19 protein-coding genes are annotated in these 18,999 nt (G+C 69.9%); 6 read left to right on the top strand and 13 right to left on the bottom strand.

Annotated features, from left to right (window positions below; genetic code table 11):
• Positions 1-176 precede the first annotated feature (176 nt).
• Entirely contained in the window at positions 177-926 is a 750-nt protein-coding gene (locus FBQ73_RS12475) for a S1 family peptidase (RefSeq protein WP_210236766.1), read from the top strand.
• Positions 927-928: 2 nt separating this feature from the next.
• Entirely contained in the window at positions 929-1,951 is a 1,023-nt protein-coding gene (locus FBQ73_RS12470) for a lytic transglycosylase domain-containing protein (RefSeq protein WP_138399824.1), read from the top strand.
• Between the two features lie 292 nt (positions 1,952-2,243).
• Here FBQ73_RS12470 and FBQ73_RS12465 read toward each other — a convergent pair whose 3' ends face one another.
• The 7 genes from FBQ73_RS12465 to FBQ73_RS12435 all read right to left on the bottom strand — a co-directional run bounded on the left by FBQ73_RS12465 (position 2,244) and on the right by FBQ73_RS12435 (position 6,841).
• The gene (locus FBQ73_RS12465; protein ID WP_246089681.1) at positions 2,244-3,545 is read right to left on the bottom strand and encodes a phage major capsid protein; all 1,302 of its coding nucleotides are present in this window, start codon (positions 3,543-3,545) and stop codon (positions 2,244-2,246) included.
• A gap of 28 nt (positions 3,546-3,573) precedes the next feature.
• Positions 3,574-4,053, bottom strand: a complete 480-nt coding sequence (locus FBQ73_RS12460) for an HK97 family phage prohead protease (protein WP_138399823.1) — start codon at positions 4,051-4,053, stop codon at positions 3,574-3,576.
• A 3-nt stretch (positions 4,054-4,056) separates the two neighbouring features.
• A complete protein-coding gene (locus FBQ73_RS12455; protein ID WP_138399822.1) occupies positions 4,057-4,269 on the bottom strand; it encodes a hypothetical protein in 213 nt (70 codons plus the stop codon).
• Positions 4,270-4,358: 89 nt separating this feature from the next.
• Positions 4,359-4,547: a hypothetical protein gene (locus FBQ73_RS12450; protein WP_138399821.1), complete on the bottom strand. Its 189-nt coding sequence runs from the start codon at positions 4,545-4,547 to the stop codon at positions 4,359-4,361.
• A 166-nt stretch (positions 4,548-4,713) separates the two neighbouring features.
• The gene (locus FBQ73_RS12445; RefSeq protein WP_138400095.1) at positions 4,714-5,004 is read right to left on the bottom strand and encodes a GIY-YIG nuclease family protein; all 291 of its coding nucleotides are present in this window, start codon (positions 5,002-5,004) and stop codon (positions 4,714-4,716) included.
• A gap of 72 nt (positions 5,005-5,076) precedes the next feature.
• Positions 5,077-6,258: a phage portal protein gene (locus FBQ73_RS12440; protein WP_138399820.1), complete on the bottom strand. Its 1,182-nt coding sequence runs from the start codon at positions 6,256-6,258 to the stop codon at positions 5,077-5,079.
• A gap of 76 nt (positions 6,259-6,334) precedes the next feature.
• A complete protein-coding gene (locus FBQ73_RS12435; protein ID WP_138399819.1) occupies positions 6,335-6,841 on the bottom strand; it encodes an HPP family protein in 507 nt (168 codons plus the stop codon).
• A 122-nt stretch (positions 6,842-6,963) separates the two neighbouring features.
• Here FBQ73_RS12435 and FBQ73_RS12430 point away from each other — a divergent pair, with 122 nt between their 5' ends.
• Both FBQ73_RS12430 and FBQ73_RS12425 read left to right on the top strand, forming a co-directional pair.
• The gene (locus FBQ73_RS12430) at positions 6,964-7,269 is read left to right on the top strand and encodes a hypothetical protein (protein WP_138399818.1); all 306 of its coding nucleotides are present in this window, start codon (positions 6,964-6,966) and stop codon (positions 7,267-7,269) included.
• Positions 7,270-7,313: 44 nt separating this feature from the next.
• The gene (locus tag FBQ73_RS12425) at positions 7,314-7,592 is read left to right on the top strand and encodes a hypothetical protein (RefSeq protein WP_138399817.1); all 279 of its coding nucleotides are present in this window, start codon (positions 7,314-7,316) and stop codon (positions 7,590-7,592) included.
• Between the two features lie 6 nt (positions 7,593-7,598).
• Here FBQ73_RS12425 and FBQ73_RS12420 read toward each other — a convergent pair whose 3' ends face one another.
• The 3 genes from FBQ73_RS12420 to FBQ73_RS12410 all read right to left on the bottom strand — a co-directional run bounded on the left by FBQ73_RS12420 (position 7,599) and on the right by FBQ73_RS12410 (position 10,615).
• Positions 7,599-8,969, bottom strand: coding sequence for a DNA-packaging protein (locus tag FBQ73_RS12420; protein ID WP_449353876.1), 1,371 nt, complete (start codon positions 8,967-8,969; stop codon positions 7,599-7,601).
• A complete protein-coding gene (locus tag FBQ73_RS12415) occupies positions 8,872-9,393 on the bottom strand; it encodes a helix-turn-helix domain-containing protein (protein WP_170218872.1) in 522 nt (173 codons plus the stop codon). Before FBQ73_RS12415 ends, FBQ73_RS12420 begins: the two co-directional genes overlap by 98 nt.
• Before the next feature lie 295 nt (positions 9,394-9,688).
• Entirely contained in the window at positions 9,689-10,615 is a 927-nt protein-coding gene (locus tag FBQ73_RS12410) for a sensor domain-containing diguanylate cyclase (protein WP_138399815.1), read from the bottom strand.
• Between the two features lie 184 nt (positions 10,616-10,799).
• Here FBQ73_RS12410 and FBQ73_RS12405 point away from each other — a divergent pair, with 184 nt between their 5' ends.
• Positions 10,800-11,543: a hypothetical protein gene (locus FBQ73_RS12405; protein ID WP_210236765.1), complete on the top strand. Its 744-nt coding sequence runs from the start codon at positions 10,800-10,802 to the stop codon at positions 11,541-11,543.
• Between the two features lie 295 nt (positions 11,544-11,838).
• Here the strand turns inward: FBQ73_RS12405 and FBQ73_RS12400 are convergent, their stop codons facing one another.
• Positions 11,839-14,121, bottom strand: coding sequence for an NADP-dependent malic enzyme (locus tag FBQ73_RS12400; protein WP_138399814.1), 2,283 nt, complete (start codon positions 14,119-14,121; stop codon positions 11,839-11,841).
• Between the two features lie 150 nt (positions 14,122-14,271).
• On the opposite strand from FBQ73_RS12400, the gene FBQ73_RS12395 reads away from it, so the two are divergent.
• The gene (locus FBQ73_RS12395; RefSeq protein ID WP_138399813.1) at positions 14,272-16,341 is read left to right on the top strand and encodes a hypothetical protein; all 2,070 of its coding nucleotides are present in this window, start codon (positions 14,272-14,274) and stop codon (positions 16,339-16,341) included.
• Between the two features lie 198 nt (positions 16,342-16,539).
• Here FBQ73_RS12395 and FBQ73_RS12390 read toward each other — a convergent pair whose 3' ends face one another.
• Positions 16,540-16,989, bottom strand: coding sequence for a DUF2059 domain-containing protein (locus tag FBQ73_RS12390; RefSeq protein WP_138399812.1), 450 nt, complete (start codon positions 16,987-16,989; stop codon positions 16,540-16,542).
• Between the two features lie 73 nt (positions 16,990-17,062).
• Entirely contained in the window at positions 17,063-18,835 is a 1,773-nt protein-coding gene (gene aspS, locus FBQ73_RS12385) for an aspartate--tRNA ligase (RefSeq protein ID WP_138399811.1), read from the bottom strand.
• Positions 18,836-18,999: the final 164 nt, after the last annotated feature.

Below are 18,999 nucleotides of genomic sequence, written 5' to 3'. Positions count from 1 at the left end.
CGCGGGAGAGGGTTCTGCGGCGCGCGGGGACCTATCGCCCCGCGAAAAGCCGCGCGGCCAAGCCCAAGACGCCCCGTCCGACGCGCTGTGACACAAGCGCATCGCCCCGCGCGGAAAGGAAATTCCCGGCCCTGCCCGCCATTGACGCACCGGACGGCGGGCGGCAGAAACGGGAGATGATCGCCGCACGCCTTCCTGTCCTCGCGCTGGTCGCGACCCTCCTTGCGCCAGGCGCGGCACAGGCCATCATGGGCGGCGGGCCGGCGGCGGCAGAGGTGGCGGCGCAGACGGTGCTCATCGTCTCCACCCGCGGCGCCTCCTGCACCGGCGCGGTGCTGGCGCCCGATCTCGTGCTCACCGCCGCCCATTGCGTGGCGCCGGCGGCGGACTATGCGGTGGCCATCATCGGCGACGGACCGCCGAAGCTGGTGCCGGCGAAGCGCATCGCGGTGCATCCGCGCTTCGATGCCGGCCAGTTCCAGACCCGCCGACCGACCCCCGACCTCGCCCTGGTGAAGCTCGCCGAGCCCCTGCCCGGCCGCTTTCGCACCGCCCGGCTCGCCAGCGCCGACGGCCTGCCCGAGAAGGGCACCGCCTTCCTGCTCGCCGGCTACGGCGTCGTCGCCGATGGCCAGAGCAAGAGCGCCGGTACGCTCCGCACGGTGGCGCTGCCCTCCATCGGCACCACCGGCGGCATCATGGTGCGCCTCTCGGCGCCGGAGGGCGCGGCCGGCGCCTGCACCGGCGACAGTGGTGGCCCCGCCTTTCGTGACGGTGCGGTGGCGGGCGTCACCGGCTGGGCCACCGGGCCGGGCGGCAGCCGCGGCTGCGGCGGCGTCACCGGCGTGACTTTGGTGTCGCTCCATCGCGACTGGATCGAGGCCACCGCGAAGAGCCTCGGCAGCCCGCTCGGCAGCGGGAGATAGGGATGGCCCCGGCCGCATCGCCCCGTTTCAGGCGCGCCGGCCGGATCATCGCTGCTGCCCTCGCCTTTAAAGTCGTCGCCGTTCTCGGCGCCGGGCCGGCCTTCAGCCAGACCTCGGGCGAGGCCGCCCCGGACAGGCCGGCATCGACAGCGCCCGCTCCCCCCGATCCCGCAGTTGCCAACCCTGCGCCCGCCGGTCCCGCGCGGGGCGAAACGGTGGACCAGGCCATCTGCCGCCTCATCGATGCGGCGGCAGCGAAGGAGGGCCTGCCGGCCGCCTTCCTCACCCGCCTCATCTGGCGCGAAAGCTCGTTCCGGCCGCATGTGGTGAGCAACAAGGGCGCGCAGGGCATCGCCCAGTTCATGCCCGGCACGGCCAGGGAGCGCGGGCTCGAAAATCCGTTCGATCCGGAGGCGGCGATCCCGGCGTCCGCGGCGCTGCTGGCCGACCTCAACCGCCGCTTCGGCAATCTGGGGCTGGCGGCGGCGGCCTACAATGCCGGTCCCGGGCGCGTCTCCGGCTTCCTCAATGGCGGCGGACTGCCGGAGGAGACGCGCGCCTATGTGCGCATCATCACCGGCCGCCCGGCTGAGGATTGGGCCGCGCTGCGGCGGCAGGGCATCGATAAGGGCGCGGACAAAGCTGCGGACAAGGGCGGCGACAAGGGAAGCGAGGCCCCGGCCCTCCCGCAGGAGGCCTGCCTTGCCACCGTCGCCGCCCTCCGCAAGGGCGCGCCGGCGCCGCTGGCGGGCGAACCGGCCAATCCGCTGTTCGCCCCATGGGGGGTGCAGATCTCCGGCAATTATGTGCGCGACATCGCCCTCGCCTCGTTCCGCCGGGAGGCGACCCGGCATCCCGCCGAGTTCGGAGACCTGACCCCGGTGATCGTGGCGACGCGGGTGGGCGGGCGCGGCCCGCGCACCTTCTATCGCGTGCGCCTGCCGGCCCAGACCAAGGCCGAGGGCATGAAAATCTGCGACCGCCTGCGCAAAGCTGGCGGCGCCTGCCTGGTGCTGCCGAACTGAAGGGGCGGGCGGGGATATCCCTCGTCCGGTCGCAATGCGGCTCCCACCCGACCCTCTCCCGAACCGGGAGGGATCACCGCCGCCATCGCCCCTCCCACCGTCGCCGTCCGGCTTGACCGGACGGCCCATGGCCTCGCCTGGGAAGGCGCAGACGTGACACCGCGGAGGCTGGGACACGCGGAGAGATGGGCCCTCCGGTCAAGCCGGAGGGCGACGGGGGTGAGAAGCGGACCCCACCAGGCACCGCAAGCCAGAGAGGGGCTTTGGCGCCCTGGGACGAAGACCCCTCCCCTCAGCTCGCCGCGAACTTCAGCAGCTTGGCGGCGTCGAAATCCTGCACGCCGCCGCCCACGCGCTTTGTGGTGTAGAACAGCACGTATGGCTTGGCCGAATAGGGATCGCGCAGCACCCGCACCCCGGCGCGGTCCACCACCAGATAGAAGCGGCGGAAGTCGCCGAAGGCGATGGCGTAGGCGTCGGCCGCCACGTCCGGCATGGCTTCGCTTTCGACCACCGGGAAGCCCATCAGGCTCGCGGTCTGGCCCACCCCGGCGGGCGGCGCCCACAGGTAATTGCCGTTCTCGTCCTTGAGCTTGCGCACCGCGCCTTGGGTCTGGCGGTTCATGACGAAGGTGGCGTTCTGCCGGTAGCCGGCCTTCAGCGCATAGACCAGATCCAGCAGCGGATCGGCCGGGGTCGCGGCCGGAAAGGCGCCCGCCGCGCCGGTGGCCACATAGCCCACCTTGTCCCAGGCCCACGCGCTCTCGGCCACCTTGGCGTAGGCGAGGAAGCCCTTGGGCTTGGCCACGCCATCGCCGGTGACGAAGGCCACCCCCTCCTGGCCGGCGAAGGCGGTGTCCACCTCGGTGGCGAGCCACTCCTCCACATTCACCTGCGCGTCGTCCAGCAGCGACTGGGTGGCGGCGGGCATGGCGTAAAGCTCCATGGCCGGGAAGGTCAGCTCCGCCAGCACCGGGCTGTCGGTCTGCGGCCGCGCCGCCGTCTCCGCCGCCCAGCCGGAAACCGGGCCGGAGGTCATGAACGGCTTGCGATAGGTGCCGCCGCCGATGGTCCGCACCGAGGCCAGAGCGCGGATGGGCGAGAGCACCGCAAGGCGCCGCCCGATCTCGGTCTCGGTTTCCGAGGGCACGAGATAGCCGCCGGCATCGCCGGAGTCGGAAGACAGCGCCTTCGCCTCCAGCGCCTTCAGGCCGCCGGCCTCGCCGTGGCGCACATAGGCGGCGAAGGCATCGGTGTGCTCGCGGGTGGCGGCGGGCGCCTCGGTCCGCTCCGGCGCGGCGCCGAGCGCGGGCCGGAGCGCCTTGGTGGCGAGGGCATCGAGCCGCGCCTTGTGGGTGTCGAGGGCGGCATCGATGCGGCCCAGCTGCTCGGTGGTGAGCACGTCGGCGCTGCGCCGCTCCATCTCGGCGAGGCGAGTGTCGTTGACCTGCTTGTAGCTCTCGAAGGCGGCGAGGAAATCGGCCACGGCGGAGCTGGCCTCGGCGCCGGCCACCTTGGTCTCGGGCGCGCCGGCTGCGGTGCGGGCGGTGTCGGCAAAGGCAGTGTCGGCAAAGGCCGTGTGGGGACGGGACATGAAAACCTCTTCTGCGATGAACGAAAAATCAGATGCGGGAGCCCGCGCGCAGGCGGGCCGCGGCGGCGGAAAGCAGCGCCGCGGGGGCGGCGGGCGGGCGGGCGATGCGCGCCCCCGGCTGCATGGGGAAGGTGACGATGGACACCTCCCACAGATCGATGCGCGACAGCCGGCGCAGGCGGGTGCGCGGATCGGTGCGCGCCTCCACCGCCTTGAAGCCGATGGAAAGGCCGTCCAGCGCACCCTCGCCGATCAGCGCCGCGCACTCGCGGGCGCGGACCACGTCGGACGAGAGGCGGCCGCGTACATAGAGGCCGCGCGTGTCTTCGAACGCCTCGGTCCACACCCCGATGGGCTCGGCCGGATCGTGCTGGTAGAGCAGCCGCACGCCGCCCGCGCCCTGCCGGGCAAGGCTCGCGGCAAAGGCGCCGGGCAGCACCAGGTCGCGGCCAAGATCGGCCACGTCGAACAGGCAGGCATAGCCCTCGATGGGAAAGCCGTCCGCCATGGGTCAGCTCCGCTCGGTGGGGGCGGCGGGAGCCTTTTTGCGGCGGCGGCTCTTCTCCAGCCGCTCCAGGGTGGCAACGAACTCGCGGAACACGGCGCCGGCGGCGGGCGGCGGCGGGGCCTTGCCCTGGGTGCCGGTCTTTGCCGGCGCGCCGGTGAGGGCGCGGATGCGCGGCGACGACGCCGTCTCCGGCGCCTTGCGGAAGGGTGAGCGCATGGGGGTCTCCGGGATGGGAGGGGGGAGCGTTTTCGAGCGAAGTGGGTACCGGTTCGCGTGAAGAAAACGCGTCAATGCAATACTTTAGGTCAGGACAGGTCGTCGGCGCGGGCGTTGAAGCGCGCCAGCTCGCGGACGAAATCGTCGATGCGCCGGGTGGCGCGGGAAAGCTCGCCCAGCGCCCGCCACAGCCCGGCGGAGGCGGCGAGCGCCCACAGCAAAAGCGCGAGATGCGCGAGATCCCCCCGCTCGGCGAAGGCGCGGATGAGGGCGTCCATGGGGGTGTCCGGATTGGGGGGATGGATGCGGGGAGGCGTTCCCGTGTAACCGCTGTCATGGCCGGGCTCGTCCCGGCCATCCACGCCCAGCGGCCGGGAACGATCTTAAAGACCGCTCCAAGCGGCACCGCGTGGATGCCCGGGACAAGCCCGGGCATGACGGGGGTTAGGCGATGATATCTTCGTACAGATCACGCCATTCCGGATTCAGATCCAGAATAAGCCGCGCCTTCCAGGCACGCGACCAATGCTTGATCGCCTTCTCCCGCTGAATGGCCAGCAATATTTCACCATGCTCCTCGAAATATACCAATTGGGTCAGGCCATAGCGTTTCGTAAAGCCATCTGCGGTGCCTTGCCGGTGCTCCCATATCCTGCGAACGAGATCGTTCGTCACGCCTACATAAAGCGTGCCGTTCGGCCTGTTCGTCAGAAGGTAGACCCAGCCGCCGCGCATTCGACGAGAATGGGCCAAGGCTCCCAGGCTTCACAAGGCCTTCGCCCCTCACACTCGTCATGGCCCTCCCCCTCACCGCAACCTCCGTCCCCCCTCGCCATAGCCCGTCGCGGCGCGCTTCTCTTCATCGGTGAGGAAGTCGGCGGCGCCGATGCGGGCCCACAATTCGGTACGCTCGGCGGCCAGCGCTTCGGCCTGGTCGAGGTCGGGGACCAGAGACAGGCCGCCGCCATAGGCGGGGCCTAGCCACAGGGAGAGGGCGTCGCACACCCGGCGCACCAGCGGCACCACGCTCTGGCGCCACAGGGCGCGGTTGGCCTCGGCGTAGTTGGCGTAGGTGTTGTCGCCGGGAATGCCCAAAAGCAGCGGCGGCACGCCGATGGCCAGCGCAATCTCGCGGGCGGCGGAATTGCGCGCGGCCTCGAAATCCATGTCCTTGGGCGAGAGCGACAAAGGCCGCCAGTCGAGCCCGCCTTCCAGCAGCAGCGGGCGGCCGGCATTCACCGCGCCCTGGAACGAGGCTTCCAATTCGCCCTTCAGCCGCTCGAACTGCTCGTCGGAGAGCGCGCCGGAGCCGCTATAGACCAGCGCGCCGGAGGGGCGGGCGGCATTGTCGATGAGCGCCTTGTTCCAGGCGCTGGCGGCATTGTGCAGATCGAGGGCCTGGGCCGCCGCCTCCAGCGGGGCGAAGCCATAATGGTCGTCCAGCGGGTTGAAGGCGGTGAGGTGCAGGATGGCCGGCACGTCCTCGCCCGCCACCAGCGTGTCCTGCGAGATGCGCACGGTGCGCGCGCCGAGGGTGTAGTCGTAGGCCTCGGGCCAGCCGTCAGGGCCGGGCACCACCTTCACCCGGTCGGGGCGCAGCAGGTGCAGCTCGCGGATCTCGCCCTCCACCGCCACCGCCTCCACATAGGCGTTGCCGGCCACCATGAGGTAGCTACAGATCGCTTCCATGAGGGAGGACCCGGTGAGGCGCGGGTTGGGCCGGCGCATGAGGTCCAGCAGCGGATGGGCCTCCAGTTCCTCCCGCCCGGCCATGAGCACCAGCGGCAGGGCCGAGGCGGATTCGCCGATGAGCCGCACCGCGCGATAGGCGATGGCATTCTTGGAAAAGCCCTCGCGGGCCAGCGATGCGTAATCGCGCGGGGTCCAGCGCGGCCGTCCGGCGGAGAACAAAGCGATGAGGGGGGCGGCGCGGCTCGCCTTCTCCTCGGGCGGGCGGCGGCGGAAGGGGGCGAGTAGCTCGGCCAGCATGACGGGCTCCGGAAACGAAAAAGGCCGCCCGAAGGGGCGGCCTTGATGCGGGTGGCGGGGGCCTGCGGCGGCGCAATCAGGCGATCCGGCGCGGATAATCGTGGCGCGGCGGCAGCCGGTGATAAAGGCTCGCGATCAGCACCAAGGCGATGGAGCCGGCGAAGACGATGCCGCCCAGCTCGAACGGATCGATGACGGCCACCACCATGAGGATGGGTACCGCCCCCGCCGGCGGATGGGACAGGCGCAGCATCAGCATGGCGAGGATGGCGAGGCCCACGCCGAGGGCCGCGGCCCACCACGCGCCGGGGAACACCACCGCCACCAAAAGGCCGATGGTCGCTGAAACCGCATAGCCGCCGATGACATTGGCCGGCTGGGCGAGCGGCGTCGCCGGATGGCCGAACAGCAGCACCGCGCTGGCGCCGAACGGCGCGATGAGCAGCGGCAGCTGGGTGAAGGCGGCGGCACCGCCCACGAGACCCATGCCGAGCATGCCCCCAGCGCCGGACTTCAGGCCGACGAGGACAGATCCGCAATGGGGCTCATGACGTGCGAAGAAATCTTTCAGATGCTGTCTCATGGCTCCAGATGGGGCAGTAGGGGCCAATGGCATGCAAATGTCTGCACACGTCGTTGTCATGCAGCCTCATTTGTAGGCATGATCATGCATGTATTTTGGATATGCGCAATGGGTGCGGCCGGATGGTCACCGCCGCCATCCGAAGCGCGGGCGGTGAAGAGGGCCAGACGCGCGGGCCGAAAACCACCGTCGCCGTCCGGCTTGACCGGACGGCCCATGCCGAAGCCGGGACACCGGCGCCGAAGGATGACGCCGAAGGGACAAGCGGAGAGATGGACCCTCCGGTCAAGCCGGAGGGCGACGGGGTACGTGAAGCGCACGACGCTCTGGAACACGTAAATCGAGGGCGAAAGCACCGGCGCCATCCGAAGCGCGGTCGCGATTTCGTTCCGCCGGTGGCCGCGTCGGCGTATGATGGCAGAGCGTGATGGCTCCGAAACCCGGGGTCTGGGGGACGCGAAGGGAGGGCGCCATGCTCTATGCCCTGGTTCTCATTGTCACCACCACCTCGTTCCAACCCGCCGTTTCCGGCGCCTATGGCTATGCGCCCGACCCCTACGGCGCCGGGCCGGGGGTGGTCGCCACCACCTCGCAGAAGCTGGTGGGCTATTATCGCACCGAGCGCGGGTGCCTCAGTGCTAGCATCAAGCGCAACCAGAACTGGCCGGATTTCGCGCCGGGCCAGAGCGTCACCGGCCTGTGCGTGCAGGTGGAGATCCCGGTGGGCGCGGAGATCGTCGGCGGCAGTTGAGCCCGCTTACAGCCCCCTAACCCGCGGCGCGCCGGCCTTGGGGCCGAGCGCCAGGGCCGTCACCGCCCACACCAGCGCGTCGAGCCGGTCGGGCGAGCGGCCGGAGGAGAGGCCGTCCGTGCCGAAGTCGCACATCTCATCCTCAAGGGCCGGGAAGGCGCCGGCATGGCGCACCCGGCTCTGCTCGTAGAGCGCGGCCACGGGCTCGGCGCGCAGGAACTTGCCGCGCGTGGCCCGCACCTGCTCCACCGGCACGCCGTCGTCCACCTCGGCGATGACGGCGCGCACCATCTCGCCGCCCTGGTTCACCTCGGCGACGATAAGATCAGCCTCGAAGCGGCGGAACAGGGCCACCGCCTTCGCCGCCCATTGAGCAGGGCGCAAGCCGGCGGCGCTGTCGTCCGCCAGCACATGCACCACGCCCGAGGCGTCGATGCCGGCGCAGACGATGCCGCAGGCATCCGCCCCGGCCCGCGAGGAGGCCGGCGGATCCACCGCCACCACGATGCGCACCAGCGGCGGCGCCTCCGCCTCCCGCAGCGCTTCCAGCGCCGGGCGGGAGAACAGGGCGTCGGCGCGATCCTCGATCAATTCGCCATCCAGTTCCTGCCGGCCGAGGCGCGTGCCGCCATAGCGGGTCAGCACCTGGCCGAGGAAGCTCGGGGCGAGGTGGAAGGCATTGTCGGCGGTGCGCGCCCGCGTCACGGCGGTGGACGGATCGGCCAGAAGCCGCCGCAGCAGAGCGGTGGGGCGCGGCGTGGTGGTCACCATCTGGCGCGGCTGGGCGCCGAGCCGCAGTCCGAATTGCAGCATGTCGAAGGTGGCCTCGGCCCGCTTCCACTTGGCCAGCTCGTCGAGCCAGGCGGCGGCGAATTGCGGGCCCCGCAGGCTTTCGGGGTCCTCCGCCGAAAACCCCTGCGCCACCGCGCCATTGGCCCATTCGAGGCGCCGCCGGGTGGGCTCCCAGCGCGGCCGCTCGGCGCGGGGGTGGACCGCGAGGAGGCCGGAGACCCCCTCCACCATCACCTCGCGCACATCGGCCATGGTCTCGGCCACCAGTGCGATGCGCCCCACCGGGCGCCCGGCGAACGGCGGGCGGCCGAGGGCAAGGCCCCGCACCCATTCGGCGCCGGCCCGCGTCTTGCCGGCGCCGCGCCCGCCCAGCACCAGCCAGGTGGTCCAGGGATCGCCGGAAGGGGCGGTGACGGGCGGCAGTTGATCAGGACGCGCCCAGAGGGCCCAGTCGGCGAGGAGCATTTCGGCCTCGGCCTCGGGCAGTTCATTCAGCAGGCTCTGCGCCTGCCCCGTCCGCGCGCAGGCGATCAAGGCGGCGCGCAAGCTCGCGGCGGAAGGTGTCGAGATCGCGGACGGCGTCATCTTCGGCTTTCACCTTGCGGCTTTTCTGCGCCTCCGCCTCCAGAGCGGAAAGTTCGCGCAGGGTGCGGGCGAGCACGGCGAGGGCGCGGGCGTCCTTCTCCGCATCGGCGGCGGGGCGGGGCGGACCGGCAGGCGCATCGGCCTCGGGCGGGACGGCGGCGGCGAGGCGCTGTTCGATCTCGTCGAGCTGGCGCTCGGCCGCGCGCCACAGCCGGGAGAGGAGATGGCCCCGCACCGGCGCCGCGCTGCGGGTGCCGGGCGCCAGCGTCACCCGCCGGGCCGCCGGCTTCAGGGTGACGGTGCCGTCGGACGCCACTTCCCGGTCGATCCAGTAATAGACCTGCGAGGGCGTCAGGCCGGTGCGGCGGGCGATCTCTTTGAGCGGCGCGCCATCCAGATAGAGCTGGCGCGCAAGCTGTGCCATGGCTGGCACCCGGCGGGGCGGCAACGCTTTGCGCATGGGCATGTCCGAAAAATGGGGGCTGGAAGGCGGCAAAGGCCGGAAGCCGGAAGCCGGAAGCCGGAAGGCGGCAAAGGCCGGAAGCCAAAAGCCGGAAGGGCAGGAACGGCCAGCGGAGGAAGCGGCGACCGGCAACCGCTGTCAGAACGAGGCGGGGGGGCGAAAGCCCGTCAGGCACACGTCTGGAATATGACCAAAACCTACCGGGGCAGCGTGACGCTGTCAAGGACTAAAATCCGTAAAACGGAAAAAAAGCCTCTCACCCCAAGATGGCGATGGACGGCGGCGGCATGTCCTTTTCCAGGTGGATGCGGCTGCGGCCTGCCATCTTGGCGGCGTAGAGCGCGCGGTCGGCCCGGCTGTAGAGGTCGGTGAAGGTGTCTCCCGGGCGGCTTTGGGCGATCCCGGCGGAGAAGGAATAGGAGAAGTCCGGCCGCTCCGGCAGCGGGCGGGCCAGCTGCACCACGGCCAGAATGCGCTCCACGATGAGCCGCGCCGCGTCGGCGGAGGTGGCCGGCAGCGTAAGCACGAATTCCTCCCCGCCGACGCGGGCGAAGCAGTCGGCGCGGCGGATCTGCTGCACCATGCGCAGGGCGAAGTCGCGCAGGATGGTGTCACCGGCCTGATGGCCGAACCGGTCGTTGATGGTCTTGAAATTGTCGAGGTCGATCAGGCAGAAGGCACCGCCCGGCCCGTCCTGCGCCTGCATGTCGGCAACCCGGGCGGTGACGAAGCGGCGGTTGGCCAGGCCCGTCAGCTCATCGGTATAGGAGGCGTAGACGGCGCGGTCCCGGGCCAGCCGCATCTCCCGCTCGTCGGGGCGGAAGGCGGTGACGTCGATAGCATGGGCCAGCATCCAGCCATCGTCGGATACGGTCTGCGTCACCAGCAGCCAGCGGCCGTCGTGAAAGTCGACCTCGAACACCTTCTGGCGCTGCTTGCCGCGCCGCGACCGGTGGGCGACGATCCATTCGTCGATGTCCGAGGTGTTGATGATGGTGCCGCGCCCGGCGTGGTAATTGCGCCGCACCATCTCTTCCCAGGAGATCTCCTCGCCCTCGGCGATGAACATGGCGGCGCGGAAGGCGGCATTGGCATAGCGAAGGCGATCGGACGCATCAAAGAGCGCCACCAAAACCGGTGTGCTCTGCTCCACCCGTCGCAACTGTTCAAGAACGTCGCTCATCGCATCTCATTCTATAGCGCAAGCGATGCGGCGGGGCGCGCGCTTTTCAAGCTTCACCAGCGCATGGACGGCATGTCGCGGTGGGGAAGGCCGCGCCCGCCCCCCGGCGCCATGGCAAGCACCGCCCGCCTGCGCTATGGATGAGCGGCCGGAGCACCGGCGCTGCTGTGGGCCTGATGCCACCATGTTTCCGCCGCCGGCCGTGCTGCCGCTCATCGTTCTTGCCTGTCTCCTCGCGCCGGCCCGCGCGCTGGAGACCGGCCCATCTCACACCGGCATGCCGCAGCCCGGCACACTGCCCGAAATGCCTTCCCCTGCGATGACTTCCCCCGCGATGCCGTCTCCCGCGACGCCCTGGCCCGACACTCCCGCCACGCGCCGCGCCGCGCAGGATTTCATCGACGACCTGAACCGCGCGCTGCTCGCCCAGCCCAGCGCAACCCTGACGCTGGAGCGCTGGTGCGGCGCCCACGGCATCGGCGATCCCGCTTTGGTACGGGCCGAGCGCGAGCGCGCCGGGGAAGGCGCCCCCCCGCAGGAGGTGCGCGACCTGCTCGGCGCCGACGCCCAGACGCCCGTGCGCCATCGCCGGGTGCGGCTCACCTGCGGCGCCATCGTGCTGTCGGAGGCGGACAATTATTACCGGCCGGACCGGCTGACGGCCGAGATGAACGCGGTGCTCGATGCCACCGACATGCCCTTCGGCAAAGTGGTGCGCCCGCTCGACTTCCGCCGCCGCACGCTGGAGGCGCGCCCGCTGTGGCGTCCGGCGGAAGACGCCTCGGGGCCGGGCTCCGCCGGCCCGCTGGTGGTGCCCCGCTTCGTGCTGGCCCATCGCGCCGTGCTGACCCTGCCCGACGGCACCCCCTTCAGCGCGCTCATCGAGCGCTACACCTCCGGCGTGCTGGCGTTTCCCGCGCCGAAGTGAGGGGGGAACGCACCCCATCCCCCCGTCGCCGTCCGGCTTGACCGGACGGCCCATGGCCCGGCCGGGACAACACGGCGGGCGCTTGGAAAGCGGCGAGATGGGCCCTCCGGTCAAGCCGGAGGGCGACGATGGTTAGAATCGGCCCGCCCCCTCCCCCGTACCGAAGCCGGATGTTTCCGGCCCCGCAGGCGGGAGAAGGTTCAGCGCCGGCCCGTCGCCCTCGCCGGCGACAGCAGCGGGGAGGCGCAGGACGCTTCGGAAGGCTCACCTTCAACAGCGCGAAGAAGCCGGCGTCTCAGGCTTCGGTCTGGGCCTCGGCCACCGCGACGGCGGTCATGTTGACGATGCCGCGGGCGGTGATGGATGGGCCGAGGATGTGGGCCGGCTTGGCCGTGCCCATCAGGATCGGACCCACCGGCAGCGCATCGCCCAGCACCTTCAGCATGTTGAAGGCGATGTCGGCGGCGTCGAGGTCGGGCATCACCAGCACGTTGGCGGCGCCCGTGAGGGTCGAGTTGGGGAGCACGCGCTTGCGGATGTCCTCCAGCAGGGCCGAATCGGCCTGCATCTCGCCATCCACCTGCAGGTTCGGTTCGCGCTCGCGGATGATGGAGAGCGCCGCGCGCACCCGCTTGGCCGACAGCGTCTCATGGCTGCCGAAATTGGAGTGCGACAGCAGCGCCACCCGCGGCTCCAGGCCGAAGCGGCGGACATGGGCGGCGGCCAGCACCGTCATCTCCGCGAGGTCGGCAGCGGTGGGCTCGGTCTGGATCTGGGTGTCGCAGATGAAGAAGTTGCCGTGGGAGGTGATGAGCAGCGACAGCGCCGCCAACTCCTTCACCCCCGGCGCGAGGCCGATGATGTCGCGCACCTGCCGCAGGTGGCGGGTGAAGCGGCCCTCGATGCCGCACAGCATGGCATCCGCCTCGCCGCGCTTCACGGCCAGCGCCGCGATCACGGTGGGATGGGTGCGCACGAGGGTGCGGGCGGCATCCGGCGTCACGCCGCGACGTCCGGCGATCTCCACATAGTCGCGCACATAGTCGCGATAGCGCGGATCATCTTCCGGGTTGATGAGATCGAAGTCGTGGCCCGGCCGCACCGAAAGGCCGAAGCGCTTCAGCCGGGTCTCCAGCACGTTGGGACGGGCGACGATGATGGGACGGGCGATGCCCTCCTCCACCACGGCCTGCACGGCGCGCAGCACCCGCTCGTCCTCGCCCTCGGCATAGACCACGCGCTTGATGTTGCGCTTCGCCTGGGCGAACAGCGGCCGCATGATGAAGCCCGAGCGGAACACGAAATGGTCCAGCCGCTCGATATAGGCGTCCATGTCGGCGATGGGTCGGGTGGCGATGCCGGTGTCCATGGCCGCCTTCGCCACCGCCGGCGCGATGCGCAGGATGAGGCGCGGGTCGAACGGCGAGGGAATGAGCGAATCGGCGCCGAAGGCGCGGGTCTCGCCGCCATAGGCGCGGGCGACCACGTCGGACGGGGTCTCGCGGGCCAGCGCCGCGATGGCCTCCACCGCCGCCATCTTCATCTCGGCGTTGATGTCGGTGGCCCCCACGTCCAGCGCCCCGCGGAAGATGTAGGGGAAGCACAGGACGTTGTTGACCTGGTTGGGGAAGTCCGAGCGGCCGGTGCAGATCATGGCATCGGGGCGCGCCTCGCGGGCGAGCTCCGGCATGATCTCGGGAGTGGGGTTGGCCAGCGCGAGGATGAGCGGGTGGTCCGCCATCTTCTTCACCATCTCCGGCTTCAGCACGCCGCCGGCGGAGAGGCCGAGGAAGATGTGCGCGCCCTCGATCACCTCGTCCAGGGTCCGCTTGTCGGTCTTCTGGGCGAACTTCTCCTTGTAGGGGTCCATGAGGGTGTTGCGGCCATCATAGACCACACCCTCGATGTCGCAGACCCAGATGTTCTCCTTCTTGGCGCCCAGGGTGAGGAGCAGGTTGAGGGAGGCCAGAGCCGCCGCGCCGGCGCCCGAGGCGACGATCTTCAGCTCCTCGATCTTGCGGTTGCCCACCTCCATGGCGTTGCGCACAGCGGCGCCGACGATGATGGCGGTGCCGTGCTGGTCGTCATGGAAGACCGGGATCTTCATGCGCTCGCGCAGCTGGGCTTCCACCTCGAAGCACTCGGGGGCCTTGATGTCTTCCAGGTTGATGCCGCCGAAGGTGGGTTCCAGCGCGCTGATGACCTCGACCATGCGGTCGACGGTCTTGGCGTCGATTTCGATGTCGAACACGTCGATGCCGGAGAACTTCTTGAACAGGACGGCCTTGCCCTCCATCACCGGCTTGCCGGCGAGCGGGCCGATGTCGCCGAGGCCGAGCACGGCGGTGCCGTTGGAGATGACGGCGACGAGATTGGCGCGGATGGTCAGTTCGGCCGCCAGAAGCGGATCGGCGGCGATGGCCTCGCAGGCGGCGGCGACGCCGGGGGAATAAGCGAGCGCGAGGTCGCGCTGGTTGCCGAGCGGCTTGGTGGCCTGGATTTCGAGCTTACCGGGCTTCGGCAGGCGATGATAGACGAGCGCCCCGGAACGCAGATCCTCGGAAATGTTGGACGCCATATCCCCTCCCCCTCCTCGAGCCCGCCGGCTCGGCAAAACGGGCTGCAACCTAGCCGCCGCGCACTGCTATGTCACGGGCCGGGATGAAAATTGAGTTATGTTGCGCAGGCATGACGCGACTCGGCCCGACGGCGGAGGGAAGGACGGAACATGAGCAGAAAACTGGTCCTCCGGATCGCAGGCGCCATCGGCCTTCTGGCACTGCTCGCCATCGGCGGCTGGTACGGCTTCCTCGAGTGGTCCCGCACCAAGGTCCGCGCGGAAGTGGACGCTGTGTTCGCCGGCATCCGGGACACCGGGGCGAAGGCCACCTTCACCACCGCCACCTTTGACCCCAAGGAAATGGGTGTCACCGTCACCGGCATTTCCATCACCTCCCCGGACGGGTCCGCGCGGGTGAAGGTGGACCGCATCTCCGCCCGCGGCGGCGAGCGGCCCAACGACCGGCGCGTGGCGGTGGATGCCCTCGACCTCGACGGCGTGGAGATCGCCCTTACCGGCGAGGCCGCCGCCGGCGGCACCATCACCTACACCCTGCCGCAGGTGATGATCGACCGCTACAACGGCCCCATGACCCTGATCGCCGCCGGCGAGGGCAATGGCCCCTTCGGCGCGCTGCGGGTGGCGCTGCGGCAGCTCGCCGCCACCACCGCCGCCAAGGTCACCATCCCCGAGGCCCGCGGCCGCGTCGCCCCGGCCGGCTCCGCGCCCACAGAGGTCACCTATCGCAACCTCGCCGCGGAAGGCGTGAACGCCGGTGCCATCCGCAGCCTGGTGGTGGACACCATCACCGTGGCCTTCACGCCGCCGCCGCTCGCCCAGAGCGCTCAGGACAAGACCGCGCAGGATAAGACCACGCAGGATAAGTCCTCCGCCGACAAGGCCTCGCCCGGCCGCGTCACCGCGCAGGTGGATGGCTTCGTGGCGGCGCAGATCGACACCGCCCCGCTTCTTCTCATGACCCAGCCCGGAGGCCCCTCAGGCAAGGCGGCGGAGGCCTATGGCCAGATCTACGGCAAGGTGGTGACCGGCCCCTACAAGGTAAAGCAGGAGAACGGCCCCACCCACGGCGCCCAATCCGTGCTCATGGAGAACGTGGCCATCCGGCCTGCCGCCTTCGATGCGCAGCGCGTTGCCGCCATGGAGGCCCTGAGCCGCAAGGCGCCCAACCTGTCGCGGGAAGACAGCCGGCGTCTCGCCGAGCTGTCGCGCGATCTCGTCGGCGGCATGGCCTTCACCACGCTGGCCATCACCAACGCCACCACCGAGCAGGAGGGCGAGAAGGGCAAGGTCGCCACCATGCGCCTGGAAGGCCTGACCAACGGCGTCCTGGACGGCGCCACCTTCGAGGGGGTGGAGGGTGTCACCTCCGCAGGCGGCGCGGCGAAGATGGCCCGCTTCGCCGTGCGCCAGCTCGATTTCAACCAGCTCGCCAAGCTCTCCGCAGAGGCGGACGCGCCCTCGCCCTTGTCGGCGCTGGTGTTGTTCAAGGTCTTCTCCGGCGTGGAAATGATGGGCCTCGAAGTGCCCTACGGTGAGGGACCGCAAAGCAAGGAGCCGGTAAAGATCGGCACCTTCGCCCTGTCCTGGGGCGGCTCGCTGGGGGCCCTGCCCTCCTATCTCGACTTCACCCTCGCCGACGTGTCCGGGCCCATCACCGCCGACGACGGCGAGCCCTTCACCTATCTGGTGCAGGCCGGCATCACCCGGGCCACAATCTCCATGGGGCTGAAGGCGGCCTACGACATCAACGACCGCACCCTCACCATCGCCCCGGTGACCACCGAGGTGAAGGACGCCTTCCGGCTGAACCTGGAATCAGCGCTGGTGGATGTGCCCGACGCCGCTTTCACCGACGCCGCCGGCTTCATCTCCGCGCTGCCGGTGGTGACGGCCGGGCCGGTGAAGGTGACGCTGACGGATCTCGGCCTCGCCAAGCTCATCTTCGCTCAGCTCGCCGCAGCCGCCGGCGTGAGCGAGGACGAGTATCGCAACGAGGTGGTGTCCCTGGCGGAAGGCTTTGCCGCAGAACTTGGGACCGTCTCGCCCGATGCCGCCTCGGTGGGAGCGGCGGTGGCGGCCTTCCTGCGCAAGCCTGGCACCCTGACGGTAACCGCGACCCCGAAGGGCCGCGTGCCGCTGCTGGCGCTGATGGGCTCGGACGACCCCTCGGTGGTGTTGGAAGCGTTCAGCTTCTCCGCCACCGCGTCGGCGCCCTGAGGGGAACAAGGGGCGCAGCCCCCTCCCCGAAAGCAAGACCTCTACGAAAGGTCCTTGAGCGGCCGTACTCCCTCTCCCCTCGCGGGAGAGGGGAGAGGGAGCAGGATCCCGACACCGACCTTGGGTGGTTTCGCAGATGTCTCAAAAGCGGGAGAGGGAGGGCACGCCCATCACCTGCCATGGAGACCGACCGGCGTTTCATTTCCCCGTCGGCGGGGTATTGAGGAGCACCACCAGCTTCATGATCTGCTGCTGGATGGCGGCGTTCACCTCCGACGGCTTCTGCTCCTCCACGCGCACCATCTTGAGGCCGAGCGGGCTCTGGTAGAAGGCCACAAGGTCTTTCAGTTCTGCAGGCGTGAAGACCTTCGCATAATAGGCCGCGAAGGTGGCCATGAGGTCCTCGCGGATGCTTGCGGACGCCTTCAGGAGATCGGCGCGGGCCTGCGCCTGGGCAGCGGCTGGCTGCTTCTCCACCGCCTGAGCGATCATGCGATCGATCCGGCTTTCCATTCCGGGGGCGACCGCAAGGTTCACCACCTGGCGTGCCAGTGCGGCCGCACCATCGTCCGCGACCGCCGCGACCGGCGACACTAGGGCCGCGACCGCAAGCCATGACACCACAAGCCCCGAAAACACACACCGCATCGGCGTTCCTCCCCGGGAACCGCCGATGCGTCTTGCGCGCGCCGGTCCTGCGTTCCCGCAGGAAAGGCTACACTTATTTCGCCTGCGGCGCCGGGCGGATGTGCAGCTCGCGCAGTTGCTTGGGCGCCGCCTCGGCGGGGGCGCCCATGAGCAGGTCGATGGCCTGCTGGTTCATGGGGAAGAGCGAGATTTCGCGCAGGTTGGTCACGCCGCACAGCAGCATGACGATGCGGTCCACGCCCGCCGCCATTCCGCCATGGGGCGGCGCGCCATACTGGAACGCGCGGTACATGCCGCCGAAGCGCTCCTCCACCGTCTGCGCGTCATAGCCGGCGATCTCGAACGCCTTCACCATGGCCTCAGGGCGATGGTTGCGGATGCCGCCGGAGGCGATCTCGTAGCCGTTGCAGGCGATGTCGTACTGGAACGCCTTGATGGCCAGCGGGTCCTGGGTGTTCAGCGCGTCCAGGCCGCCCTGGGGCATGGAGAAAGGATTGTGGGAGAAGTCGATCTTCTTCTCCTCCTCCGAATATTCGTAGAAGGGGAAATCGACGATCCAGGCCAGCTCGAAGCGATCCTTGTCGACGAGGTTCAGCTCCTCGCCCACCCGGGTGCGGGCCAGGCCGGCGAACTTCACGAACTTGTCCGGGTCGCCGGCGACGAAGAAGGCGGCATCGCCCGCCTTGAGGCCAAGCTGCGCACGGATGGCCTCGGTGCGCTCGGGGCCGATGTTGTTGGCCAGAGGGCCGGCGCCCTCACCGCCCTCGCGCCACATGATGTAGCCGAGCCCCGGCTGGCCCTCGCCCTGCGCCCAGGAATTCATGCGGTCGCAGAAGGCGCGGGAGCCGCCGCCGGGGGCGGGGATGGCCCACACCTGGTTCTTTTCCACTTCCAGCATGCGGGCGAACACCTTGAAGCCCGACCCGCGGAAATGGTCCGACACGTTCTGCATCACCAGCGGATTGCGCAGGTCCGGCTTGTCGGTGCCGTACTTGCGCAGGGACTCCGCATAGGGAATGCGCGGCCACTTCTGCGTCACCGGCTTGCCCTCGGCGAACTGCTCGAACACGCCGGTGATCACCGGCTCCACCGCCGCGAAGATGTCCTCCTGCTCGACGAAGCTCATCTCCAGGTCGAGCTGGTAGAACTCGCCGGGCAGGCGGTCGGCGCGGGGGTCCTCGTCGCGGAAGCAGGGGGCGATCTGGAAGTAGCGGTCGAACCCGCTCATCATGATCAGCTGTTTGTACTGTTGGGGGGCCTGGGGCAGCGCATAGAACTTGCCGGGGTGCAAGCGGCTCGGCACCAGGAAGTCCCGCGCGCCCTCCGGCGAGGAGGCGGTGAGGATGGGGGTCTGGAACTCGAAGAAGCCCTGCCCCTTCATGCGCGCCCGCATGGCATCAATGATCGCGCCCCGCGTCATGATGTTGCGGTGGAGCTTTTCCCGGCGCAGGTCGAGGAAGCGATAACGAAGGCGCGTCTCCTCCGGATATTCCACATCGCCGAACACCGGCAGGGGCAGCTCGGCCGAGGGGCCCAGCACTTCCAGCTCGGTGGCGTAGACCTCCACCGCGCCGGTGGCGAGGTCGGGGTTCTCGGTGCCCTCGGGGCGCAGGCGCACCTTGCCGTCGATGCGGATCACCCATTCGGCGCGCACCTTCTCAGCGTCCTTGAAGGCGGCGCTGTCGGGGTCCACCACCACCTGGGTCAGGCCGTAATGGTCGCGCAGGTCGATGAAGAGCACGCCGCCGTGGTCGCGGATGCGATGGCACCAGCCGGACAGGCGCACGATCTCGCCCACCTGAGCGGTCGAAAGCGCGCCGCAAGTATGGGAGCGGTAACGGTGCATGGGTCGCCCTTTCAAGGCTGAACAGAGAGGCGCGGGGGCCCGTGGGCCCGGTGTCCGGACGTCCCGCGCGCAGCCAGATGGGCGCGCGCCGGACGCCTGAGGCCCCGTCCGTCCCGGGCGCGGCGTCTCCGCGCGCCACGGCACGCACGTCCGCGTCTGAGGCG

The organism is Xanthobacter autotrophicus (genome assembly GCF_005871085.1).
Classification (GTDB): Bacteria; Pseudomonadota; Alphaproteobacteria; order Rhizobiales; family Xanthobacteraceae; genus Xanthobacter; species Xanthobacter autotrophicus.
This window is presented reverse-complemented; position numbering and strand designations above follow the sequence as displayed.